General features: G+C 73.5%; 19 protein-coding genes. 6 read left to right on the forward strand and 13 right to left on the reverse strand.

The window, feature by feature from the left end:
- Positions 1-318: 318 nt before the first annotated feature.
- Positions 319-1,659 carry a lanthionine synthetase LanC family protein gene (locus ACIBQ8_RS19190; RefSeq protein ID WP_397170064.1) on the reverse strand — a complete coding sequence of 447 codons (1,341 nt, stop codon included), beginning with the start codon at positions 1,657-1,659 and terminating at the stop codon, positions 319-321.
- A gap of 110 nt (positions 1,660-1,769) precedes the next feature.
- Between ACIBQ8_RS19190 and ACIBQ8_RS19195 the strand changes: the two genes are divergently transcribed.
- Entirely contained in the window at positions 1,770-2,324 is a 555-nt protein-coding gene (locus tag ACIBQ8_RS19195; protein WP_397192592.1) for a hypothetical protein, read from the forward strand.
- A 33-nt stretch (positions 2,325-2,357) separates the two neighbouring features.
- Here ACIBQ8_RS19195 and ACIBQ8_RS19200 read toward each other — a convergent pair whose 3' ends face one another.
- Positions 2,358-2,960: a TetR/AcrR family transcriptional regulator gene (locus ACIBQ8_RS19200; protein ID WP_397192593.1), complete on the reverse strand. Its 603-nt coding sequence runs from the start codon at positions 2,958-2,960 to the stop codon at positions 2,358-2,360.
- Between the two features lie 67 nt (positions 2,961-3,027).
- Between ACIBQ8_RS19200 and ACIBQ8_RS19205 the strand changes: the two genes are divergently transcribed.
- Together ACIBQ8_RS19205 and ACIBQ8_RS19210 are read left to right on the forward strand one after the other, a co-directional pair.
- A complete protein-coding gene (locus ACIBQ8_RS19205; RefSeq protein ID WP_397192594.1) occupies positions 3,028-4,059 on the forward strand; it encodes a saccharopine dehydrogenase NADP-binding domain-containing protein in 1,032 nt (343 codons plus the stop codon).
- A complete protein-coding gene (locus tag ACIBQ8_RS19210) occupies positions 4,056-4,904 on the forward strand; it encodes an NAD(P)H-binding protein (RefSeq protein WP_397170071.1) in 849 nt (282 codons plus the stop codon). Before ACIBQ8_RS19205 ends, ACIBQ8_RS19210 begins: the two co-directional genes overlap by 4 nt.
- Positions 4,905-4,926: 22 nt before the next feature.
- Here the strand turns inward: ACIBQ8_RS19210 and ACIBQ8_RS19215 are convergent, their stop codons facing one another.
- Complete coding sequence (locus ACIBQ8_RS19215; protein ID WP_352322626.1) at positions 4,927-5,415, reverse strand: helix-turn-helix domain-containing protein; 489 nt, start codon at positions 5,413-5,415, stop codon at positions 4,927-4,929.
- A gap of 70 nt (positions 5,416-5,485) precedes the next feature.
- Between ACIBQ8_RS19215 and ACIBQ8_RS19220 the strand changes: the two genes are divergently transcribed.
- Entirely contained in the window at positions 5,486-6,916 is a 1,431-nt protein-coding gene (locus tag ACIBQ8_RS19220) for an MFS transporter (protein WP_397192595.1), read from the forward strand.
- On the opposite strand, the gene sigJ is transcribed toward ACIBQ8_RS19220, so the two are convergent.
- The 4 genes from sigJ to ACIBQ8_RS19240 form a co-directional block, all read right to left on the reverse strand.
- Entirely contained in the window at positions 6,913-7,794 is an 882-nt protein-coding gene (gene sigJ / locus ACIBQ8_RS19225) for an RNA polymerase sigma factor SigJ (RefSeq protein WP_397192596.1), read from the reverse strand. The genes ACIBQ8_RS19220 and sigJ overlap by 4 nt on opposite strands.
- A 57-nt stretch (positions 7,795-7,851) precedes the next feature.
- Positions 7,852-9,144: an ArsB/NhaD family transporter gene (locus tag ACIBQ8_RS19230; RefSeq protein WP_397170076.1), complete on the reverse strand. Its 1,293-nt coding sequence runs from the start codon at positions 9,142-9,144 to the stop codon at positions 7,852-7,854.
- Positions 9,145-9,316: 172 nt separating this feature from the next.
- A complete protein-coding gene (locus ACIBQ8_RS19235) occupies positions 9,317-10,150 on the reverse strand; it encodes a hypothetical protein (protein WP_397192597.1) in 834 nt (277 codons plus the stop codon).
- Positions 10,151-10,384: 234 nt separating this feature from the next.
- Positions 10,385-13,123 (reverse strand): AAA family ATPase, encoded by a 2,739-nt coding sequence (locus ACIBQ8_RS19240; protein ID WP_397192598.1) that lies wholly within the window; start codon positions 13,121-13,123, stop codon positions 10,385-10,387.
- Positions 13,124-13,225: 102 nt separating this feature from the next.
- Here ACIBQ8_RS19240 and ACIBQ8_RS19245 point away from each other — a divergent pair, with 102 nt between their 5' ends.
- Together ACIBQ8_RS19245 and ACIBQ8_RS19250 are read left to right on the forward strand one after the other, a co-directional pair.
- Complete coding sequence (locus ACIBQ8_RS19245) at positions 13,226-13,840, forward strand: LysE family translocator (RefSeq protein WP_397170080.1); 615 nt, start codon at positions 13,226-13,228, stop codon at positions 13,838-13,840.
- 3 nt (positions 13,841-13,843) lie between these two features.
- Positions 13,844-14,383, forward strand: coding sequence for a TetR/AcrR family transcriptional regulator (locus tag ACIBQ8_RS19250; protein ID WP_397170081.1), 540 nt, complete (start codon positions 13,844-13,846; stop codon positions 14,381-14,383).
- Between the two features lie 122 nt (positions 14,384-14,505).
- Here the strand turns inward: ACIBQ8_RS19250 and ACIBQ8_RS19255 are convergent, their stop codons facing one another.
- From ACIBQ8_RS19255 to ACIBQ8_RS19280, 6 genes are read right to left on the reverse strand one after another with little or no spacing between them, the layout of a single operon-like run.
- Positions 14,506-15,702: a hypothetical protein gene (locus tag ACIBQ8_RS19255; protein ID WP_397170083.1), complete on the reverse strand. Its 1,197-nt coding sequence runs from the start codon at positions 15,700-15,702 to the stop codon at positions 14,506-14,508.
- A 9-nt stretch (positions 15,703-15,711) separates the two neighbouring features.
- Positions 15,712-16,092 carry a Rid family detoxifying hydrolase gene (locus ACIBQ8_RS19260; RefSeq protein WP_352322636.1) on the reverse strand — a complete coding sequence of 127 codons (381 nt, stop codon included), beginning with the start codon at positions 16,090-16,092 and terminating at the stop codon, positions 15,712-15,714.
- A 9-nt stretch (positions 16,093-16,101) separates the two neighbouring features.
- The gene (locus tag ACIBQ8_RS19265; RefSeq protein ID WP_397170085.1) at positions 16,102-17,178 is read right to left on the reverse strand and encodes an alanine racemase; all 1,077 of its coding nucleotides are present in this window, start codon (positions 17,176-17,178) and stop codon (positions 16,102-16,104) included.
- Positions 17,179-17,220: 42 nt separating this feature from the next.
- Entirely contained in the window at positions 17,221-18,750 is a 1,530-nt protein-coding gene (locus tag ACIBQ8_RS19270; RefSeq protein ID WP_397192599.1) for an amidohydrolase family protein, read from the reverse strand.
- Positions 18,751-18,758: 8 nt separating this feature from the next.
- The gene (locus ACIBQ8_RS19275) at positions 18,759-22,430 is read right to left on the reverse strand and encodes a DUF4153 domain-containing protein (RefSeq protein ID WP_397192600.1); all 3,672 of its coding nucleotides are present in this window, start codon (positions 22,428-22,430) and stop codon (positions 18,759-18,761) included.
- Entirely contained in the window at positions 22,427-23,110 is a 684-nt protein-coding gene (locus tag ACIBQ8_RS19280) for a response regulator transcription factor (protein ID WP_387668586.1), read from the reverse strand. The genes ACIBQ8_RS19275 and ACIBQ8_RS19280 overlap by 4 nt, the downstream gene beginning before the upstream one ends.
- Positions 23,111-23,126 lie beyond the last annotated feature (16 nt).

Below are 23,126 nucleotides of genomic sequence, written 5' to 3' on the forward strand. Positions count from 1 at the left end.
GACGGGTCTGATTGCGATCACGGAAAGGCTCCTCACGGGAGAGAGGGCGTGCTCGCGCCGCTCCCGGCGGCCGGGCCGGGAGCGCCGGGAAGGGGGCACGCGAGGGGTTCGTCAGCGGGGGCGTGGACGGCGTCGGCCACGCTGGAGCGCTCAGGGGAAGGCGGCTGCTGGTCCGTGATCAACGACACTGGGCGCTGGCGACGTGGCCGAAGTCCACGTGCGGGCGCCTGGTCAGGAGAGTGCCCTGGCTCATGCCAACGACGCTAGGCCGCCGCGAGCCTCAAGTCAATATTCCCTACTGGTTTTAAAGGGAATACCTTATTGGGATGAATCGCGAAGTTTGGCGGGCGGCACCGGGATCGCCGGGAAGGGGTTGTCCGGCAGCAGGATGACCCGGCGTGCCTGCCGGGGCTGCATGGCGGCGTCGAGGTGGAGCAGGGCGGCCCCGATGCCGGCCGCGCCGACCATGTACCCGGTGTCCGCGCTCACCTCGCCCGGCCGCAGCCGCCGGTACGCCTGGTACCAGCGGAACCCCTGGCCGTCGTGGTTGTCGCCGCGCCCGATGAGGTGCCCGGCCAGCACCTGGGCCTGCGCGAGGCGGGCTTCGTCGCCGGTCGCCGCCCACAGGCCGACGAACAGTTCGAGCAGCCCGGCCGCGCCGCAACACTGGCAGGCCACGTTCCAGAAGCCGTCGGTCTGCCGGAGCGGGGCGCCGCTCTCGACGACGCCGTGCGCGAGCCGTTCGACCCAGTCGAGGTGGCCGGGGTCGCCGGTGACCCGGTACAGCTCGTAGAACATCCGGGCCACGCCCGCCGAGCCCGAGCAGAAGCCCAGGTAGTGCAGCTCGCGCCCCTGCGGCACGTGGTGCGGGACGACGGCGCACCTGCCCGCCACCGCGCTCACCTCGCGCACGAAGCCCGCGCCGCGGGCGGCCGCCTCCAGGAACCGCCGCTCGCCCGTGACGCCGTAGAGCCTGGCCAGCAGGAAGGCGGTGCCCGCCGTGCCGGACAGGAAGCCCGGGGTGACGGCGTCGAGCGGCAGGTCGGCGCAGTCGCCGAAACGGTGGCCGGGCACGGCGAGCCCGGCGATGCGCTCGCCCGCCGCCACCGCCGTCTCCTCGTAGCCGCGCACGCCGAGCGCGGCGGCGGCCTGGAGCAGCCCCAGCACGATGCCGCCGTCGCCGCGCTGGGCGGGCTCGCGCGTCCAGCCGGGGCCGCCGTCGAGCGGGCGCGCGGCACGGACGATCGCGTCGGCCACCGCGACGGCCTCCTCCTCGAAGACGCCGTCCCCGAAGGCCCAGCCGGCCTCGATCAGCGCGACGAGTGTGCCGGTCAGGCCGTGGTAGAGGGTCAGGTCGGCGCGCTCGCGCCAGGTGGCGGCCAGGTAGCGGGCGCCCCTGCGGGCGTCGTCCAGGTACGCCTCGTGGCCGGTCGCGGCGGCGAGTTCCAGGAAGAACAGCACGATGCCGGCCGCGCCCGCGTACAGGGAGGCGGAGTCGCCGGCGGCGGCCGACCTGCCACGGGGGTCGGGGTTGGCGCGCCAGTGGCGGCCTCTGCCGTCGTCGACGGCGGCGGTGCGGATCCAGCGGCCCGCCATGATCGCGGCGGTCAGCGGAGTCTCGGCGCGCTCACTCGGCGAGCGGGTCCGGTCCAAGCCCATACTCCATTCTCCCACACTTCCGGTAGGAAAATCGGCCTTTCCTCAAGGGTTCGCCTCCATCATCGCGGGTAACGGAACGGTGACGTCGAGTATCGAACGGGGAGGGCGTCGTGAAGCGTCCCATCATCTGTGCCGCGATCCTGGCCCTGGGCGTCACGGGCTGCACGAACACCGGATACGACACGGGGCAGCACCTGCCGCAGAACGAGGGCGCGAACGCCGACGCCAAGGGCGTCATGCACGTGCGCAACGCCTACCTGCGGGCCGCTCCCGGCCAGGCGGTCACCCCGGCCTCGCCCGCCGCCGAGCAGACCCTCTACGCCGTGCTGATCAACGACGGCCACAAGCCCGACCAGCTCCAGCAGATCACCGTCGAAGGCGGCGGCTCGGTGCAGCTGTCCGCCGGCGCCGCCGACATCCGGCCCGGCCAGCCCGTGGGCGCGGGCGACCAGCCGCTCGGCACGGTCACCGGCGTGCGCGGCGCCACCGTGCCCATGACCTTCACCTTCCGCGACGCCGGGGCCGTGCGCGTGTACGTGCCCGTCAAGCAGAACGCGAGCCAGTCCCCCGCCGGCTCGCCCGGCCCCGCGGCCACTCCGGCGGCCCCGGGTCACGCGCCGCCCCACGCCCCCCGTCACCGGACCGGCCACTCAACCGGCCACTGAACCGGCCGCTGAACCGGCCACTGAACCGGCCACTCAACTGGCCGCTGAGGGGCGCAGCGCGGACAGCAGCCGGTCCAGCTCGGCGGCGATCAGCGGCAGGTCGGCGTCCGGGTCGGCGGAGCGGGCCAGCAGCATGCCGCCCTCGCAGACCGCGCCGAACACGAGCTGCGCGCGGGCGGGCGCGTTCCCGCCCGCGATCCGCCCGCCCTCGGCGGCCCGGCTCAGGCCGCCGGCCAGGACGCGCAGCAGGTGGTCGTACTCGATCTCGCGGGCGGTCTCCCAGCCCAGCACCGAGGGCGCGTCGAGCAGCACGATCTGCCGGAAGCCCGGGTCGAGGCAGTGCTCCAGGAAGGTGCGCAGGCCCCGGCGCAGCGCCGCCAGCGGGTCGTCCTCCTGGGCGCCGGCGTGCTCCAGGGCCGCCGCGACCTCGGCCAGCTCGCCGGTGAACGCCGCCCGGAACAGCGCCGGCTTGCCGCCGAAGTGGTGGTACGCGGCCCCCTTGGTGACCCCCGCGCGGGAGGCGACGGCGTCGATCGAGGTGTCGGCGTAGCCGTTCTCGCCGAACAGCCGGCGCGCGGCGCCCACCAGCCGCGCCGTCGTCTCGTCCGTGCGTTCTGCCTGGGTACGGCGGCTCATTGACTTCCATACTCCTAGTACGTATGTTCGAATCACGTACCAGAAGTATGGAACATGGAGGCCCGTCGTGTCCGCAGAACCCATCGCCGTATACGGAGCAAGTGGTCATACCGGACGCCTGGTGGCGGCGGAGTTACGCGCGCGCGGCCTGGAGGTGATCCTGGCCGGTCGTGACGCCGCCCGGCTCAAGGCCGTCTCCGACGAGCTCGGCGGAGCCCGCGTGCACGAGGCCCCGCTCGACGACGCCGACGCCCTGCGCGCCCTCACCGCCGAGGCCGTCGTGCTGGTCCACTGCGCCGGGCCCTTCACCGACACCGGTCAGCCGGTGGCCCGCGCCGCGGCGGCGTCCGGCTGCCACTACGTCGATCACGCCCTTGAGCAGCACCACACCAAGTGGATGTTCGACACCATGTCCGAGCCCGCCGCGGCCGCGGGCGTCACGATGATCACGGCCATGAGCTTCTACGGCGGCATGGGCGACCTGCTGGCCTCGGCCGTGTCCGCCGGGCTGACCGGCATCGACCGGGTGACCAGCGCGTACGCCGTGTCCGGCTGGCGGCTGACCACCGGCGCGCGCAGGACCGCCGAGCTGCTGTTCGCCGACACCCGCCGCATCACCTTCAGCGACGGCGCCCAGCACGTCGGGTACGTCGAGCCGCGCAACGCCGTCTTCCCCTTCCCGCCGCCGCTCGGCCCGCGGACGATGATCGCGCCGATCCCGTCGTCGGAGGTCGTCACCGTGCCCAGGCACGTGCCGGCCCGCTGGGTGGAGGCGCAGCTCACCGCGCACACCTTCGAGGAGGAGGGCGCCTTCACCGGCGAGGCCGTCGACCTTGAGACCAGGGCGGCCTCGGAGTTCACCGTGGCCGTCCAGGTGGTCACCGAGGACGGCGGCGCGGCCGGCCGCATCACCGGCCGCGACCTGTGGCGGCTCAGCGCGCTGGCCTCGGTCGAGGCAGCCGTGCGGCTGGCCGGCGGGCACGGGCCGGGGCCTGGCGTCTTCGCCCCGGCCGAGGCGTTCCCCGCCGAGCCGTTCCTGCGCGACCTCGAAGCGCTCGGGCTGCTCAGGCTCACCCTGCCGGGAAGGAGCGGGCGATGATCCTGGTCACGGGCGCGGCCGGCGGCTCCCAGGGCGGCACCGGCAGGCAGGTCGCCGAGCAGCTCCTCCGGCGCGACCAGGCCGTGCGCGCCTTCGTGCACGCCGACGACGAGCGCGCCGGCGAGCTGCGCAAGCTCGGCGCGGACGTCGTCGTCGGCGACCTGCGCGAGATCAGGGACGTGCGGCCCGCCATGCGCGGGGTGCGGCGGGCGTACTTCACCTATCCGGTGACGGCCGGGCTGCTCGACGCGACCGGCGCGTTCGCGGCGGCGGCCAGGGAGGAGGGCGTCGAGCGGGTGGTCGAGGTCTCCCAGCTCGACGCCCAGCCCGAGGCCGGGACGCCGCGCATGCGCCGCCACTGGCTGTCGGAGCAGGTCTTCGACTGGGCCGGGGTGGGCGCGGTGCACCTGCGCGCGGCGGTCTTCTTCGAGAACCTGGCCGTCGTGGCGGACGCGTACGGCGAGCTGGCCCTCCCGCTGGGCCCGCCGGACACGCTGATCCCGCTCGTCGCCGCCGCCGACGTGGCGCGGGTGGGCGCGGGCCTCCTGCTCGACCCGGCCCCGGCCGACCCGGTGTGCCTGGTGACGGGCCAGATGGCGACGGCCGCCGAGGCCGCCGGCGCGCTCGGCGTGCGCTACGCGGACCTGCCGCCCGAGGAGTGGGAGCGGCGGGCGCACGACGTGTACCGCGACCCGTACGCCGTCGAGCACCTGAGCCACCTGTGGGCGATCTTCCGCTTCATCGGCTCCGGCGACCACCCGCTCTACCGGGTCACCGAGAGCATCGAGCGCGTCGGCGGGCGTCGCCCGGTGACCATCGGGGAGTTCGCCGCGGCCCGGCGCTGATCCCGTCCTGGCCGGACTGGAGTCAGCGCAGGCCCGCGAGGACGCCGCGCGCGACGGCCTCCCGCCCGGCCTCCTCCTCGGCCGCCGCCGCCTGCTCGGCCGCCACCCGTACGTCGTAGGCGGCGCGGGCCGTGGCGATCTCGCCCTGGTGCTCCTCGGTCCAGGTGACCAGGGCGCGGATGGTGGCGTGCAACGTGCCGCCGAGGGGCGTCAGCGCGTAGTCCACGCGCGGCGGCACGGTCGGATGGACGGTACGGCTCACCAGGCCGTCGCGCTCCAGGTGCCGCAGGGTCCTGGTCAGCATGCGCTGGCTCACGCCGTCGATCATGCGGCGCAGCTCGGTGAAGCGCAGGCTGCGCCGGTCGAGCAGCGCGATCACCTGGAGCGACCACTTGTCGGCGATCCGGTCGAGGATCTGCCTGACCTCGCAGTCCTCCCGCTGGTCCCATTGCAGCACGTCGTAGTCGGTATCCCCGCAGTGACCGAGGGACATCGAAGTTCCGTCTTCCATGGCTCCTAATGGTGACCAAAAATGCTGCTGGTTACAAGAAGGAACCGACCATTGTGGAAGGAATGCACGCATGTCTCCCTCATCTCCCCCGAACGACCGCATGGGGGCACGCGCGTGGAGCGCGCTGTTCGTCCTGGCGGGGGCCATCTTCCTGGAAGGCATCGACGTGGCCATGCTCAACGTGGCGCTGCCGTCGATCCGCGCCGACCTCGGCCTGTCCACCGGCACGCTGAGCGGCGTGGTCAGCGCGTACGTGCTGGGCTACGGCGGGTTCATGCTGCTGGGCGGCCGGGCCGCCGACCTGCTCGGCCACCGCCGCATGTTCCTGACCTGGCTGACGGTGTTCCTGCTCTTCTCCGGCCTGGGCGGCTTCGCGACCGAGGGATGGATGCTGCTGGTCGCCCGGTTCGTCACGGGGGTCGCCGCCGCGTTCATGGCGCCCGCCGGGCTGGCGCTGGTCACCGGCAACTTCCCCGAGGGCCCGCAGCGCACCAAGGCGCTCGGCGTGTACGCCGGGACCGCGGCGGGCGGTTTCTCGCTCGGCCTGGTCGCCGGCGGCCTGCTGGCCTCGATCGGCTGGCGCTGGGTGTTCTTCGCCCCCGTGGCGCTGTCGGCGGTGATCCTGCTGGCCGCCATCCCGCTGGTCAAGGACTCCGGCGAACGGGCGCGGGGCTCGTTCGACCTGGCCGGGGCGCTGACCATCACCGGCTCGATGCTGCTGCTCGTGTACGGCGTGGTCCGCCTGGAGGCGCCCGCGGACGGCTCCGGCGCCACCCTCGCGACGTTCGCCGCCGGGCTGCTGCTGCTCGCCCTGTTCGTGCTGATCGAGCGGCGCTCGGCCAACCCGCTGGTCCGGCTGGACATCCTGCGGTCGGGGCCGCTCGTCCGGGCCAACCTGGGCGCGCTGCTCTTCCTGGCCTCGTTCGCCGGGTTCCAGTTCCTGGCCACGCTCTACCTCCAGGAGGTGCGCGGCTGGAGCACCCTGCAGACCGGCCTGGCCATGCTGGTGATCGGCATCGACACCGTCCTGGCTCCCACGCTCACGCCGCGCCTGGTGAACAGGTTCGGCAACGCCCGCGTGCTGTTCGCCGGGATCGTGCTGGCGGCGCTGGCGTACGCGCTGTTCCTGCCGGTCGGCCCGGACTGGACGTACGCCACCATGCTGCCCACCATGCTCCTGCTCGGCCTGGCCTTCTCGCTGACCTACGGCCCGCTGACCATGGCCGCGACCGAGGGCGTGACCGAGGACCGGCAGGGCCTGGCCGGCGGCCTGCTCTACACGGCGATGCAGTTCGGCACCGCGCTCGGCCTGTCGGCGGTCACCGCCGTGAACGTGGCCGCGCTCGGCGGGGGCGCCGCGCCGACCCTGGACTCGCTCCGGATCGCCCTGGCCGTCCCGGTGGCCGCCGCGGTGGCGGCCGTGCTGGTGACCGCGTTCGGCCTGCGTGCCCGTGCCGCCGCCGCGCCCGTCGAGAGCCCGGTGCCCGAGGCCGTCGGCTAGGACGGGCCCGGCCGCGGTTCCCTGCGCACCCGGGAGAGCTTGTCGGGGTTCGCGACCGTGTAGATGTCGCGCACCTGCGACCCGTCGGAGGTCAGATCGACGACCATGACGGCGAACGGCGCGTTCTCCACGAACACCACCGCCGACGGATCCCCGTTGGTCTCCCGGTACTGGATGTCCAGCCCCTCCAGCGGCTGCGCGGTGCGCGCGACGAGCAGCCGGGCCACCTTGTCGCGGCCCCGGACCGGACGCGGCCCGCCCACCACCGACTTGCCGCCGCCGTCGGCCCAAAGGGTCACCTCCGGCGCCAGCAGCTCCATCAGCGCGTCGAGGTCGCCGCCGAACGCGGCCGCCACGAACCGCTCGGTCACCTCCTGCTGGACGTGCGCGTCCACCCGGTTGCGCGGGCGCCGGGCCTGGACGTGCTCGCGGGCCCGATGCGCGAGCTGGCGGACGGCGGCGGGGCTGCGGCCGAGCATGCCGGCGATCTCGGTGTGCTGGAAGGCGAACACCTCGTGCAGGATGAACACGGCCCGCTCCAGCGGGGTCAGCGTCTCCAGCACCACCAGCAGGGCCAGCGACACCGACTCGCCCCGCACGACGTCCTCGGCCCCGTCGGCGTCATGCACCAGTGGTTCGGGGAGCCAGGGCCCGACGTAGGTCTCGCGGCGGCGGCGCAGCGCCGACTGGTGCGCGAGCGCCTGGTTCACGGCGATGCGCACCAGGTAGGCGCGGGGGTTCCCGATCTCGTCCGGGTCCCGCGACGACCAGGCGAGCCAGGTGTCCTGGAGCACGTCCTCGGTGTCGGAGACGCTGCCGAGCATGTTGTAGACGATGGAGAACAGCAGCTCCCTGTGGCCGCCGAAAACGTCCGTCATTCCAGGCATCATGTCCTTTGAGAGCCTTCGGCGCCCCCTGGTGTGACATGGGCTGCGTCACACCAGGTAACGCAGCCACAGGTACGGCGTCGCCAGCGCGACCGTCGTCGCGGTGACGATCAGACCGTACTTCGTGAACTGCCAGAAACTGATCGGGGTGCCGTTGCGGGCGGCGATGCCGAGGATGACCACGTTCGCCGCCGCGCCCACGGCGGTGGCGTTGCCGCCCAGGTCGGCGCCGAGCGCCAGGGCCCACCACAACACCTGCGCCGGCCCCTCGCCGCCGTTGGCCTGGACGAGGTCGGCGACGATCGGGCTCATGGTGGCGACGTACGGGATGTTGTCCACGATGGCGGAAAGGCCCGCCGAGGCCCACAGCAGCACCATCGTGGTCAGCTCGAGCCGGCCGTGCGTGGCCTGTGCGGCGGCCTGGGAGACCTGGGCGATGACCCCGGTCTCCACCAGCGCCCCGACCATGACGAACAGCCCCGCGAAGAACACCAGCGTGGGCCACTCGACCTCGGCGATCGCCTCCTCGGTGGTCACCTTGGTGAGCGCCACCAGCACGCCCGCGCCGAGCAGCGCCACCACCGACGGCTCGTAGTGCAGCACGGGATGCAGCACGAACGCCGCCATCACCACCGCGAGCACGGTCAGCGACTGCCACAGCAGCCTGCGGTCGGCGATGGCCTCGCGCTCGTCGAGCGTCATGATCTCGGCCGCCAGCTCGGGGTCGTAGCGGAACGACCGGCGGAACATCACCCGGCACAGCCCGATGAAGACCACGATCAGCACCACGATCAGCGGGGCGAGGTGCGCGAGGAAGTCGTTGAAGGTCAGCCCGCCGCGGCTGGCGATGATGATGTTGGGCGGGTCGCCGACCAGGGTGGCGGTGCCGCCGATGTTGGAGGCCATCGCCTCGGCGATGAGGAACGGCGCGACCGGCAGCGCCAGCCGTTCGCAGACCAGGAACGTCACCGGCGCGATCAGCAGCACGGTGGTCACGTTGTCCAGCAGCGCCGACGCGCCCGCGGTGATCAGGATCAGCAGCACCATGAGCCGGAACGGACGCCCCCTGGCCCGTTTGGCGGCCCAGATGGCCAGGAACTCGAAGACGCCCGTCTGTTTCAGCACGCCGACGATCACCATCATGCCGAGCAGCAGGAAGATGACGTTCCAGTCGATGCCGGTGTGCTCGTCGAAGAAGGCCGCGCCGCCGTCGGTGGCGTGCAGCACCAGCATGATCCCCGCGCCGCCGAGCGCGGCGGCGACCCGGTGCACCTTCTCGGTGGCGATCAGCGTGTACGAGACGAGGAAGACGGCGACCGCCAGCCACGCGGTGACGGTCACGGCGGACCACCCGGGAAAGCCTGCAAGGAGAACTCCACGATCGACGACAGAATCGCCGACCAGACTTCCCGGCACACCTCAGGACAACTTACCAAGAGGCGCGGCCGGACGGGACCGGCGGACTGGCCGCCCGTACGGGGCCAGGCGCCGGTCGCGCCCGGTCGGTGGCTGGTCAGCCGACGTTGAACTGCCCCTTGAAGCCCGCGTGCAGCACGCTGCCGGACGAGCCCGAGACGCACGTGCCCGAACCGCCGAGCAGGTAGGTGTCGAACCGGCCCGTGAACGCCTTGCCCCTGAAGGGCCCGGACTGGATCGTCCCCGACACCTTGGCCGTGTCGTGCACGATCTCGACGATGCGCGCGCTGGCCTTGCTGGTCTGCCTGGTGCCGTTGACGGTCCAGTCGATGGTGACCGTGCCGGTGCCCGCGGGCGCGGCGGGCCCGGCGGCGGCGGCGCGGTCGCGGATGACGCCGTCGGACTGCCCCCAGCGCTCGCGGTCGTAGACCACGCGGTCGGCCAGGTTCCGGCCGTCGCGGTCGTGGATGACGCGGTCGGCCAGGTTGCGCTCGTCCTGGTCGTGGACGATGCGGTCGGCCAGGCTGCGGCCCTCGCGGTTGTAGACGATGCGGTTGGACAGGCTGCGGCCGTCGGCGTCGCGGTCGGTGAACACGCGGTCGAAGGCGTCGTCGTCGCCGGACAGGCGCCCCCTCGTGGTGGTGGTGGTGGCGCGTCCGCCGCAGGTCGGGGTCACGCCGTTGAAGCTGGCTCTGAGCCGGGCCGCCGTGACGCCCGTGCCGCCGTGGTCGACGCAGTTCCACGGCTCCCGGCGGCTGGTGGAACGTTCCAGGCGCAGCAGCCGCTGCGCGCCGGGCAGGTACTGCGCCTGACCGGACACGGTGCAGGAGATCACGGCCGCGGCGTGCGCGGCCCCCGGGACGACGGCCGGAGCCAGGACGGTCAGCCCGGCGGCGGCCAGGGCGGGCAGTGACGTGGCGAGAGTAGGCATGAGACTGCTCCTTTTCGAGGCAGGACGGGTCGGCGCATCGGGCCGACCTGTCACGACAGGACGGGTCGACGCGAGCCGCCGGCCGGGCCCGCCATCGCTCTCCGGTGAGAGGTCCCGATCTCGGACGCTACGAGGCGAACCGCAAACATCGCCCCAAATGGCCGCCCGTGGCGTCCCAGATGTACGGACTCACCCCTGCCTGTCCGCCCTCGGCCCCTCCAGCGGCGCAGGCGATCACAACAGGTCGTGCGCGCGGGCGGCGGCGGCCGCCTGGGTACGGGTGGAGACCTCCAGCTTGGCCAGGATGTTGGAGACGTGCACGCTCACCGTCTTCTGCGCGATGAACAGCCGCCCGGCGATCTCCTTGTTGGTCAGCCCCTCGGCGACCAGCCGCAACACCTCGACCTCGCGCGCGGTGAGCCCGCCCTCGGCCTGCCCGCCGCCGAAGCGGGCCCGCCTGCCGAACTCCAGCAGCGCGGCCTCCAGCGGCGCGGCCCGCAACCGGCCGGCCGCCTCCTTGGCGAGGGACCACTCCTCCTGCGCCGCGTCCCGCTCACCGGCCGCGAGCAGCGCCTCGGCCAGCCGCCAGCGCGCCCTGGCCACCTCGTAGACGAAGCCGAAGTCTAACGCCGCGACCACCTCGCGCCACAGCTCGACGTCGAGCCGCCCGTGGAGGCGATGCCACTCGGCCTCCACCCGCAACGCCCACGCCTTCCCCTCGGGGCCGAGGTGGCCGCCGTCGCCGGTCGGGCCCCGGGTCGCGGCGACCCTGGCACGTGCCAGCAGGTCGTCGGCGCCCTCGGTCGTGCCCAGCTCGGCCATCGCCCACAGGCCGACGGCGGCCAGCCGCAGCGTGCCGGACTCCCCCTCTTCGAGGGTGGCCATGGCCGCGTGGACGTGGTCGAGCGCGGCGGCCGGATCGCCGTTCCACAGGGAGTGCTCGGCCGCCATGCCCCGCGACATGTACGTGGCCAGCGGGTTGTGCCAGAACGGACGCAGCCACTCCAGCCGCGCCTCGACCTCCGGCAGCCCCCGCCCCACCTCGATGAACAGCGCGAACGACGACAGGATGGCCTCCGACAGCATGCCCACCCGCGCGCCGAACCCGGCGGCCACCGCCTCCGCGGCGTCCCACTCGCCGGCGACGTAGTGGATGAGCAGGCGCAGGAAGCGCAGGTCGGTGCCGTAGGTGCTCCATTTGAGGCCGGTGTCGACGGCCAGCTTGACGCCGTCGTCGGCCATCTCGGCAGCCTGGGCGAGCAGGCCGTGCTCGTAGTGGAAGCGGGCGTGGTGGAAGCGGGCCCGCAGGTCCATCGCCAGGTCGCCGGTCTCCCGGGCGGCGGCGCCGGCGACCAGCGATCTGGCCCGCGCCACGTCGCCCTGGAGCTCGACGTAGGCGGCCAGCGTGAGCAGCGCGCCCACCTCGGCGTCGACGGCGCCGCAGGCGCGGGCCGTGTCCAGGGCGCGCGCGGTAAGCGACTCGATCTCGCGGTGGCGCGGGCTCCACGACAGCGCGCGGGCCAGGGTGGCGAGCGCACGGGCGAGGCTCGGCTCGTCGTCGGCGCTCTCGACGGCACGCTCGGCCGCGGCGATCGCCCCCGGCTGGTCGCCGGTTTCGAACAGGTAGTAGGCCAGCCGCTCCTCCACCTCGGAGGTCGAGGGCAGCGCGCGCAGCCGGTGGATCGCGCGGTGGTTGTCGCCGCTGTCGGCCGCCGCGACGGCGCTGCGGAAGGCCAGCGCGGCCCGGCTCTCCCCGGCCAGCCCGGCGGCGTCCTCGACGCGGTCCCAGAGGCCGAGCGCCTGGTCGTAGTGGTTGTGGGCCTCGGCGGGCGCGCCCAGCCGCTCGGCTTCGCGGCCTGCCTGCGCCGAGGCCGCGAGCGCCCCGGCCAGGTCGTGGCTGGCGAGGTGATGGTGGGCCAGCTCGGCGGCCGAGGTGAGCAGCCGGGCGAAGTCGGCGTGCAGCCGCGTGCGCTCGCCGGGCAGCAGATCGGTGTAGACGGCCTCCTGCAACAGGGCGTGGCGGAAGGCGTAGCCGTGGCCCTGCACCTTGAGCAGGCCGCGCGAGACGATCTCCCTGACCGCCTCCTCGAACTCGGCCAGCGGCAGCCCCGCCACCTCGCGCAGCAGGTCGTCCTCCACCCGGCGGCCGGCCACCGCGGCGGCGCGCAGCACCCGCTGCCCGGCCTCGGACAGCACCTCGACCCGCGACAGCAGCAGGCTGGCCAGCCCGTCGGGCAGGCTGTCGCCCTCGGACATGGCCGCGAACAGCTCTTCGGCGTAGAACGGGTTGCCCTCGGCGCGCGAGACGATGAGGCCGAGCTCCTGCGCGTCCACCTGCCCCAGAGTGGTGACATAGTCCGACATTTCGCCGGATTCCAGCGGGCCGAGCTCCACGTTCGTCACCGACGGCAGCCGCTTCAGCTCGGCCAGCACCGCGCGCAGCGGATGGCGGCGGTGCAGGTCGTCGGTGCGGTAGGTGCCGGCCACGCAGACGCGCTCGCTCTGGAGCATGCGGCTGAGGAAGACCAGCAGGTCGCGGGTGGAACGGTCGGCCCAGTGAAGGTCTTCGATCACGAACAGCACCGGCTGGACGTCGGCCAGCAGCCCGAGCAGCGACCCGAACAGCCGCTGCTGGGTGAGCCCGGCCGACGGCACCCCGCTCTCCCGGCCCGGCAGGAGCTGGCCCAGCATGGGATGGGCGGCGACGGCCTCGCGCACGCCGGGCTCGGCCCCGCGCAGCGCGTCGGCCAGCGGCAGGTAGGGCAGCGCGTCGCCCAGCTCGGCGCACTGGCCGACCATGACGTGGAAGCCGCGCTCGCGCGCCTCGGCCACCAGCTCACCGGCCAGGCGGGTCTTGCCGATCCCCGCGTCGCCGCCGACGAGCGCGACCCCGGCCGTGCCCTCGGCCGCGGACTCGAGCACGCGCACCAGCTTGGACAGCTCGGCCGAGCGCCCGACGAGAGAACCGTTCACGCCAGCAAGTGTGCCACGCGCCTGTGACATGCCATTGGTCCGCCCGGCCGCCGCGGAATTGGCCCTCATCGTCCTGCCGGGCCCGCTCTACGCTGCTCTTTCGTGATCTCCTTGACGACTTTCGTGCTCTTCGCGACGACCTCGCTCGTCCTGGTGCTCGTCCCCGGCCCCAACCACCTCTACATCGCCGCCAGGGGGCTGGCCCAGGGCAGGGCCGCCGGGCTGGCCAGCGCGCTCGGCGTGGAGACCGGGACGCTGGTGCACATCGCCGCCGCCGCGGCCGGGCTCTCGTACGTGATCTCGCGATCGGCGACGCTGTTCGCGGTCGTCAAGTGGGCCGGCGTGGCCTACCTCGTCTACCTGGGCGTGCGCGCCTTCACCGCCAAGGAGGCGCGGGCCGGGACGCCGCCCGTGCAGCCGCTGGCCAAGGTGTTCCTCGAAGGGGTGCTGGTCAACGTGCTCAACCCCAAGGTGGCGCTGTTCTTCGTGGCGTTCCTCCCGCACTTCGTGGACCCCGGCGCCGGCTCGCCGGCGCTGCAGATCGTCGTGTTCGGCCTGACGCTGCTGCTCCTGGGGTTCGTCTCCGACGTCGTGTACGCCCTCACCGCCGGCACCCTCGGCGCCCGCCTGACCAGGGGCGCCAAGGCTCTGCGGTACGGCAGCGGCGTCGTCTACCTGGGGCTCGGCGTGGCCATGGCGTTCGCCGGGAGAAAATGACCTATGGCGCCGAGGAAGCAGCAGGAGATCTTCGACGCGACGCTGTGGATGGTCGCGGAGAAGGGCTACGACGGGCTGACCGTCGAGGGGGTCGCCGAGCGCTCGGGGGTCAACAAGACGACGATCTACCGGTGGTGGCCGTCCAAGGCGGCGCTGCTGGGGGCCGCGCTGGTCGAGTCCGGCGTGCTGGCGTTCGAGGCGCCGGACACCGGGTCGTTCCGCGGTGACCTGGTGGCGCTGGTCGAGCAGGTCGAGCGGCTGCTCACCGAGCCGCCCGGCAGCGAGATCGCGGTCGCGGCGCTGGCCGCCGCCGTGCGCCATCCCGAGCTCGACGCCCGCCGGTTCTTCGCCGACCGGTTCGCGCGGGAACGCGTGGTGTTCGAGCGGGCGGTGCGGCGGGGTGAGCTGAGCGCGTCGGCCGACCCGTTGCTGATCATGGATCTGCTGGCCGGGGCCGTGTGGATGCGCACGGTCTTCCGCGGCCTTCCGCTGCCGGGCGGCTTCGCCGAGAAGGCGGTCTCGGCTCTCCTCGACGCCTTCTGAGCGACTGCGCCCCGCGTTGAGCGGGCCTGGGGTGGGCTGAGCGGGTGCGGGGGGGTGCGGCCGGTTCGGGCGGGTGCGGCCGGTTCGGGCGGGTGCGGCCGGTTCGGGCGGGGCTGGGTGGGTCAGCCGGCGGCGGCGAGGGCGGCCGGGATGCGGTCGAGCACCGGGTGCGGCACCAGGCCGTAGGCGTAGAAGTCGACCGCCAGCGCGCCCGCCGCCTTCGCGCCCCTGGCCTTGGCCACCAGGCGGTCGGTCGAGTCGCTGTCGGGGTAGCCGGGCCGCAGCACCGCCCGCACCTCGCGGTCCTTGCCCACCGACCGCAGGTACGCGCCCACGTCGTCGGCCACCCGCGCCGCGTCCCGCGCGTACGCCAGCACGCCGAAGGCGGGCACCAGGTCGCCGAGCGCCACCAGGTCGACGCCGAGCTGCCAGGCGTCGTGGGCGGCCAGGCCCGGCGTCGGCAGGCCGTCCCGGTAGCCCTTCACCGCCCCGGTGGAGTCGATGAAGACCAGCTTGGAGCCCTCTTCGGCGACCGCCGACGACACCTCGGAGACCAGCGTGGTGACGGTCTCCGAGCGCGCCCGCGCGTACGCCACCACCTCGGGACCGGCGTAGGCGGTGAGCGCCGCCCTGGTCACCTCGCCCTGCGCGGCCGGGTCGCCGTCGAAGACGCCGCCCACGATCCGCGCGCACTCCTCGCGCGCCACCTCGGCGTTCACGCCCAGGTCGGTGGCCCGGCGCATGCAGTAGTCGCAGAAGCAGAGCCCGAACAGGAACGTGTCCATGGGGCCGAGCTGCACGAAGGAGCGCTGCGGCTCGACAGGCGTGAAGTGCAGCGCCTCGGCGACCACGCTCTCGACGCCCAGCCGGGCCACCGCCCTGGCCAGCGCGACGGAGTACTCGCGCACGTCGGGATGGGCCGGGCAGAGGTCGACGAGCGAGCCGCGGTCGCCGAAGCAGTCGCGCACGGTCACGTCGGGGTGCTCGTTGCCGAGCGTGGCGTTGCGCAGGAAGACCGTCCAGCCGTGGAGCTTCAGGCCGCGCCCGGCGCACGCCTCGCGCAGCCCGTCGAGGGCGTGGACGTGGCCGGGCACGGGAGCGAGCCGGAGCCCGTCGAACAGCTCGGCCGGCGGGGTGAAGTGGGCGCCGTCGTGCCTGACGGTCAGCCGGGACAGTCCGTGCGGGGTGACGTCGCGCGCGGCGTGGTGGACGGCGCCGACCGTGACCCCGCCCACGCCGTACGCGCTGATCCTGTCGAGCACCCGCTCGACGCCCTCACCGTGCAGGTCCTCGGCGAAGACGTATACCGAACTGTCCACGTGCAGACCTTACGCGCTCTTGTGCGCGACGAAGTCGATCTCCACCAGGATGTTCATGAGCTGCGAGCCCACCGTCGTCCGCACCGGGTACGGCTGGGTGAAATAGGACTTGTAGACCTCGTTGTACGCGGCGAAGTCCTCCTTCACGTTCTGGAGGTGGACCGTCGACTTGACGACGTCGTCGAAGCCGAGGCCGTGGGCGGCGAGGATGGCCCCGAGGTTCTTCATGACCTGGTGGGTCTGGGTGGCCACGTCGTCGCCGACGATCTCGCCGGTGTGCGGGTCGAGCGGGCCCATGCCGGAGGTGAAGACGAAGTCGCCCACCACGAGCCCCTGGGAGTACGCCCCGACCGGCGCGGCGCCCTCGGTGGTCTTGAGCTCTTTCTTCATGGAATCTCCCTAGAAATCGGTGTGGATCGTGCCGACGACACGGTAGTCCCGGTCCACCAACGGCAGCACCCGCCACTTGTCGAACGCGGTGCACGGGTGCGAGATCCCGAAGGCCAGCAGGTCGCCCGGCTTGAGCCCGTCGGCCCGGACGACGGTGTGCTGGTCCTGCATCTTCGTGATCGTGACGCCGCTCCGGCGCGGCACCGGCAGGCCCTCGTCGTAGGGCGCGTCGCGCTTGCCCATGCCCACGATCGCGAGGCCCGGCTCGGGCGTGGACAGCACGTGCGCCCACACCTCAAGGGCCGGCCGCAGCTCGCCCTCCATCCGGTTGAACGGCGTGCGCTCCCGGTAGTAGCCGTCGTCGTGGGTGACGTACGCGCCGCTGCGCAGCAGGATCCTGGCGTGCGTGGTGACCAGCTCGCGCCCGATCACGTCGAACCACTGGCTGCCGCCGATCGTCAGGATCGGGGTGCGCACGCGGACGTGCTCGACGGCCTCCTGCAGCCCGCCCAGGTACCGCCGCACCTCGTCGGCGCTCTTCAGCGCCCCTTCGTAGCCGGCGACGCCGGCCAGCTCGACGCCGGGCGTCTCCTGCGCGTACGCGGCCACCTTCAGCAGCTCGTCGAGGGTGCGGCAGCCGGCTCGTCCGCCTTCGTGCCCGAGCTCCGCCAGCACCCGGAACGGCCGGGTCGAGGCGTGCCGGGCGAGGATGTCCACCCCGGCCTCGGAGTCGACGAAGCTGAGGAACTCGAAGGCGGGATCGCGGTCGAGCTCTCCGGCGGCCCAGGTCAGCCCGGCGGTGTCGACGACCTGGTTGGCCACCATGATCCGATCGCCGCCGTAGCCGCGGGCGATCCTGGCCTGCCGGGTCGTGGCGACCGTCAGCCCCCAGGCGCCCGCCTGGAGCTGCATCGCGGAGATCTCTGGCGACATGTGCGTCTTGACGTGCGGAGCCAGCTCCATGCCGTGGTCGCGGGCGAAGGCCGCCATCGTGGCCACGTTGTGCTCCAGCGCGTCGCGGTGCACGATCATCAGCGGAAAGCCGAGCTCGCCGTCGAGGACGGACTGCCCAAGGATCACCTGCACGACACCCCCTTTTATCCGCGTCTGACCTTATCCCAGGCGGGATCAGCGTGATCGAAGCGCCCGTCCGGGAACGGCCCCGGTCAGCTCGCCGCCGGTCAGCACCCGTACGCCGGAGACGAGCACGTCGTCCACGCCGTGCGCGGGGGTGCGCGGATCGGCGTACGTCGACCGGTCCGACACCGTGAGCGGGTCGAACACCACCAGGTCGGCGACGTGCCCGGTGCGTACCAGCCCGCGCCGGTCGAGGCCGAACCGCCGGGCCGGATGGGAGGCCAGGTGCACGACCGCCTGCTCCCACGTCCAGTCGCCCAGCTCGCGGACGTGCCGGCCGAGGAACCGGGCGAAGGCCCCGAACCCGCGCGGATGCGGATGACCACCCACGTAGATGCCGTCGGAGCCGCCGGTGTGGGAAGGGTGGCGCAGGATCCGGCGTACGGACTCCTCACCCGCCGGGCCCTCGTCGGGACGCGCGGAGACGCACCCGGCCTCCAGCCGCGTCGCCACCAGCAGGTGGCGGCAGAACGCGGCGGGCGTCATGCCGGCCCGCTCCGCGGCGTCCGGCAGGGCGAGCCCTTCGGCCCATTCCAGGCCGGGCGCGTGGGAGACGGTCAGCCGGGGGTAGACCTCGCCGAGCCCCGCCCACCACTCGTCCAGCTCGGGCGAGGCGATCATCTCCAGCGCCGCGTCGGTGTCGGCGCCCGGCACGGACGGCGGCAGCACCACCATGGCCAGGATCGTGCTGCCGCGCAGGTAGGGGTAGGTGTCGAAGGTGAGGTCCACGCCGTCGTCGTGCGCCCTGCCGACCAGCGGCAGCAGCACGTCGGCCGGCCCGTGCAGGTGGGAGACGTGCACGGCCGCGCCCGAACGGGCGGCGATGTCCACGACCTCCGCCATGCCCACCCCGGCGTTCGCGCCGTAGGCCCGCATGTGGGTGACGTACGGCAGGCCGCCGAGGGGCGCGCACAGGGCGGCCAGCTCGGCCGCGTCGGCGTAGCGGCCCGGCAGGTACTCCAGCCCCGTGGACAGCCCGACCGCGCCCTCCGACAGCCCGCGCTCGACCCGCTCGACCATCGCGGCCAGCTCCGCCCGCGAGGCCGGCTCCGGCGAGGGCCCGAGGACGTCGTAGCGGATCGTGCCGTGCGGCAGCAGGTAGGCCGTGTTCAGCGCCACCGCACGGTCGTAGCCGTCGAGCAGGTCGGCCACGCTCAGCGGGCCCTCGTGCAGGGCGCCGTTGACGGCGGCGAAGTAGCGGGAGGCGTAGGCGACGGTCGCCGCCGACCCCGGCGCGAAGGACAGACCATCCTGTCCCAGGACGAACGTGGTCACCCCCTGCCGCAACGCCGCGAGCTGCACGGCCGGGTCGAACACGGCGGCGTCGCCGTGGGCGTGGCAGTCGACGAAGCCCGGCGCGACGAACCGGCCGGTCGCGTCGATCACCGTCCCGGCCTGCGCGCCGCCCAGCCTGCCGACCGCCGCGACCTCGTCGCCCGCGATGCCCACATCCGCCCGGTACGGCGGCGCGCCCGTGCCGTCGAGCACCCGCCCGCCGCTGATGACTACGTCGAACCTCACACCAAGATTCAATCAGAGCCGCGCGAGGACGCCGATGGGCACGTGACCGGGCGGACGACGGGCCGCTCGGCCAGCAGGTCCCTGGCCCGCGCGCGGGCGAGGTTCCAGCCGTTCCACGGGTCGGGGCGGTCGAGCCCGTTGGCGCGGACCACGTCGGCCAGCACGCAACTGCGCTGCGGCTCGGGCAGCCGGTCGATCGCGGGCACGGCCTCCGCGCCGAGGTCGCCCAGGTAGTCGGAGTCCATGTTGGTCACGCCGCGCACCTCGACCTGGGTCTGCGCGACCTGCAGATCGGGGTTCACCATCGCGAACGCCCCCAGGCCGAGCCCGGTGACCAGGACGATCGTGCGCCGCAGCCAGCCGGAGCCGCGGCCCGCCAGGCGTACCGCCCCGGCCAGCAGCACCAGCGCGAACAGCGCGCCCAGCCACCACACCGTCGCCTGCACCGAGATCCGCAGCCGCGACAGGCCGTAGGCGTCGGTGTAGAGGCTCATCCGGTGCAGGGCCGAGGCCAGCACCACCAGGGTCAGCCCGCACAGCACGCCGAGCATGACGGCCAGCAGCCAGCGCTCGCCGCGCTCGGTCCGCAGCAGCCCCCCGGCCACCGCGACGATGCCCAGCACGAACACGCTGACCACCACGAGCTGGAAGAACCCCTGCCTGGCGTACTCGGCGTAGGTCAGGCCCGCCGTCCGCAGCACCCAGCCGTCGCCGCCGAACAGCACCCTGATCTGGACCGCCACGAACGCCGAGAACAGCAGGTTCACCGCGACCAGCGGCACCAGCCACACGCTCCTGCTGACGCCGAACTTGTGCCCGGGACCGACCGGGTCGATCACCGGCCGCAGCGCCACCAGCACCGTGGCGGCCAGCACCACGGCGACGAACCCGAAGACGAAGATCCGCGAAGGCACCGAGTCGGCCCAGGCCGGGGTGCTGGTCAGGCGCTCGACGTACGCGGCGAACACCGCGTCGGCCGAGGCGAACAGCAGCCCGAACACCAGCACCAGCACGACCGTGATGCCGAGCCCCGCGAGCACCGGCAGGATCCGCCGCCTGGCGGTCAGCTTCCGCAACGGACCGGCGAGGAACCACGGCACCGGGCCGAGCGCGAGCACCACGGACATGCCGCCCCTGACCACGCCCAGCCATCCCGCCCCCGCCCCGGACACCGCCAGCGCGCCCAGCCCGGCCCCCGCCATGAGCAGGATCGCGACCAGCCAGTCCGCGTCGCGCACGGCCGTCATGGAGATCAGCCAGTACGCCGTCATCCCGAACGCCAGCGTCCAGGGGGTCATCCTGCGCAGCACGGCCGGCAGCGCCGCCGCGCCGAGCACCATGGCGACGAGCACGATCCCCAGCCCGACCTGCGCCTCGGGCAGCGCCACGGCGGCGAACACGCCCGCGCCCACGGCGGCCGGCAGCAGCCAGCGCGGGGCAGGGGGCAGCTCGGGCCTGGGGAAGAGCGGCGGCGGCACATACGCCTGCCCGCCCCCACCCCCTCCCAAGCCCCGCCCCGCCCCTTGATGGGCAGCCTCGTGATGCGCAACGCCTTGGTAGGCGGCGCCTTGATGCGCGGCCCCTTGGTGCCCGGCGCCTTGGTAGGCGGCGCTCTGGTACCCGGCGCCTTGGTAGGCGGCCCCCTGGTGCGTGGCGGCCTGGTAGGCGGCTTGGTAGGCCGCCGTTCTGCGCACTGAGCTCGCGCCCAGCGCCATGCCGAGCGCGCCGCCCAGGGCGGTCACCATGACCAGGGTGACGAGCGCGAGCCCGTCGCCGACGGTCATCGAAACCAGCACGGCCGCGAACAGACCACCCAGGAAGCCAACGATCACCCCGAGCACCCCGCCACCGACCATCCTGGCCAGCCCCCCGCTTCCCACCGCCGCTGGAGCCGCACCCGCCGTCGCGGGCTGCGCCGGACCGGCCGCCTGATACGCCCCACCCGCCGCCGACACCCCAGCCCCCGCCGTTGTCCCGGCCCGCGCCGACGCCCCTGACCACGCAGGCACCCCGCCCCCTGCGGCGACCCCGACCTCTGCGGGAGTGCCGGATTCTGCTGGGACGCCAGCCCCTGCCGGGATGCCCGCCCCTATGGTGCTGCCAGCCTCTGCCGGGATCCCAGCCCCTGGGGACACGCCCGCCTCTGCGGCGGCACCAGACACCGGCGTGGCAGCAGCCCCTGCGGGGATGTCAGCCCCTATGGTGCCGCCAGCCTCTGTATCGGTACCGCCCCCTGTGGGCGCCTCATCCCCTGCGGAGGCCCCAGTCCCGTTGGGGGCGCCCGACCCTCCGAGAGCGCCTGCCCCTTCGGGAGCACCTGCCCCTCCGAGAGCGCCGCCCCTTCCGGGAGCACCGGACGCTGCGGGTACGCCGACCCCGCTGAGGGTGCCGGATGCCGCGAGCGGGCCGGGGTCTGTCGTTGACTGGGTGAGCGGCGTGTCATCGGCCGTGGCCGGCTGGGCCGGCGTTCCCGAGGCTGTCACGCTCTCCCCCGACATCGCGCCCTGAGCCGCCATCACGCCCTGCCCGGCCGCGATGCCCTGCCCCACCGTCGTTCCCGAACCCGCCGGGATGCCCTGATCCACCGCCGTCCCAGGGGCCGCCGGGATGCCCTGACCCGCCGTCATGTGCGGGCCCGCCGTCGTCCCCTGGCCAGCCGTCGTCCCCGTGTCGAACGGTGTGTCCGTCATCGTCGTCCTTCCTGGTAGGTCGACGACCATGCGGCACCCCGCGCAATCGTCGATGCGGATCGACCCCCCGTGCAGCTCCACGACCTCCTTGACGATCGCCAGCCCCAGCCCCGCGCCCCCGGAGTCGGCCGCGCGCCCGGCGTCCAGCCGGGAGAACCGTTCGAACACCCGCCCCCGGGCCGCCGCCGGGATGCCCGGCCCCTGGTCGGCCACCACCAGCCGAGCCCCGTCCCGCTGCGCGCCGCACGCCACCGTCACCACGCCCCCGGGAGGGCTGTGCCGTACGGCGTTGTCCAGCAGGTTCGCCAGCACCTGCGCCAGCAGGTCGGGATCGGCCCGCACCCCCAGCCCGCCGGGCACCGACGCCTCGATCGTGACGTCCTCGCGGGCCAGCCCCGCCTCCCGCACGGCCTGCTCGACCAGCGGCGCCAGCGCGACGGCCTCGGGCTCGATCAGCCGGACGCCGGAGTCGAGCCTGGACAGGTCGAGGAGCTGGGCGACCAGGCGGCCGAGCCGTTCGGTCTGGGCGAGCGCGGTCCTCATGGTGACCGGGTCGGGCGCGGAGACGCCGTCCACGACGTTCTCCAGCACCGCGCGCAGGCCGGTGATGGGGGTGCGCAGCTCGTGGCTGACGTTCGCGACGAGCTCGCGCCGCTGCCGGTCCACCTCGCCGAGGTCGGCGGCCATCGCGTTGAACGCCCTGGCCAGCTCGCCCACCTCGTCCCGCGAGGTGGCGCTGACCCGCAGGCCGTAGCTGCCCTTGGCGATGGTCTGGGCGGCCCTGGCCATCTGGCGCAGCGGCTTGGTCATGCCCATGGCCAGCACCTGGACCATGATCAGAGCGAGGATGACCGCGACCACGATCCGGACGTCCCGGGTGAACCCGGCGTTCAGCCCGACCTCGTTCACCACGAACGCGGTGCCCACCGCCAGCACGATGACGATGCCGAGCTTGACCTTGATGCGGCCGAGGAAGTCGAGCGGCCTCATTGCCGGACCAGGGCGTAGCCCACGCCGTGGACGGTGCGCACCACGTCGGAGCCGAGCTTGCGGCGCAGCGCGCGGACGTGACTGTCCACGGTCCTGGTCGCGGCGGCCTCGGAGAAGCCCCACACGTCCGACAGCAGCCGGTCGCGCTCGAACACCTGCCCTGGACGCTCGGCCAGCCGCCGCAGCAGGTCGAACTCGGTCCTGGTGAGCTGGGCCTCGATCCCGCCCACGAACACCCGGCGCGCGGCCGTGTCGATCTCCACCTCGCCCACCCTGATCACCGTGTCCTCGACGGCGAGCTGGGCGGCCCGCTCGACCCGGCGCAGCAGCGCGTGGATCCTGGCCACCAGCTCGCGCATGCTGAACGGCTTGGCCAGGTAGTCGTCGGCCCCCACCCCCAGCCCGACCAGCACGTCGGTCTCCTCGCCGAGCGCGGTCAGCATGAGGACGGGCACCGGGCGCGCCGCCTGCATCCTGCGGCACACCTCCAGCCCGTCCAGACCCGGCAACAGCCGGTCGAGGATCACCAGATCGGGCTCCGCCTTCCCGTACTGGACGAGGGCGTCCTGCCCGTCGCCGGCCACCCGGACGTCGAAACCCTCGGCGGCCAGCCTGTTCCGCACGGCCAGGGCGATCGTCACATCGTCCTCGACCACGAGGACGCGCCGCTGCTCTGCCACGTACGAAAGCCTAGAA

The organism is Nonomuraea sp. NPDC049646, from assembly GCF_044465525.1.
In the GTDB taxonomy this organism is placed as follows: domain Bacteria; phylum Actinomycetota; class Actinomycetes; order Streptosporangiales; family Streptosporangiaceae; genus Nonomuraea.

Coding starts and splice junctions, on each gene's coding strand:
- ACIBQ8_RS19190 (WP_397170064.1), bottom strand. CDS start 1,659: ATGGGCTTGGACCGGACCCGCTCGCCGAGTGAGCGCGCCGAGACTCCG.
- ACIBQ8_RS19200 (WP_397192593.1), bottom strand. CDS start 2,960: ATGAGCCGCCGTACCCAGGCAGAACGCACGGACGAGACGACGGCGCGG.
- ACIBQ8_RS19210 (WP_397170071.1), top strand. CDS start 4,056: ATGATCCTGGTCACGGGCGCGGCCGGCGGCTCCCAGGGCGGCACCGGC.
- ACIBQ8_RS19215 (WP_352322626.1), bottom strand. CDS start 5,415: ATGGAAGACGGAACTTCGATGTCCCTCGGTCACTGCGGGGATACCGAC.
- ACIBQ8_RS19220 (WP_397192595.1), top strand. CDS start 5,486: ATGTCTCCCTCATCTCCCCCGAACGACCGCATGGGGGCACGCGCGTGG.
- sigJ (WP_397192596.1), bottom strand. CDS start 7,794: ATGACGGACGTTTTCGGCGGCCACAGGGAGCTGCTGTTCTCCATCGTC.
- ACIBQ8_RS19235 (WP_397192597.1), bottom strand. CDS start 10,150: ATGCCTACTCTCGCCACGTCACTGCCCGCCCTGGCCGCCGCCGGGCTG.
- ACIBQ8_RS19250 (WP_397170081.1), top strand. CDS start 13,844: ATGGCGCCGAGGAAGCAGCAGGAGATCTTCGACGCGACGCTGTGGATG.
- ACIBQ8_RS19260 (WP_352322636.1), bottom strand. CDS start 16,092: ATGAAGAAAGAGCTCAAGACCACCGAGGGCGCCGCGCCGGTCGGGGCG.
- ACIBQ8_RS19275 (WP_397192600.1), bottom strand. CDS start 22,430: ATGAGGCCGCTCGACTTCCTCGGCCGCATCAAGGTCAAGCTCGGCATC.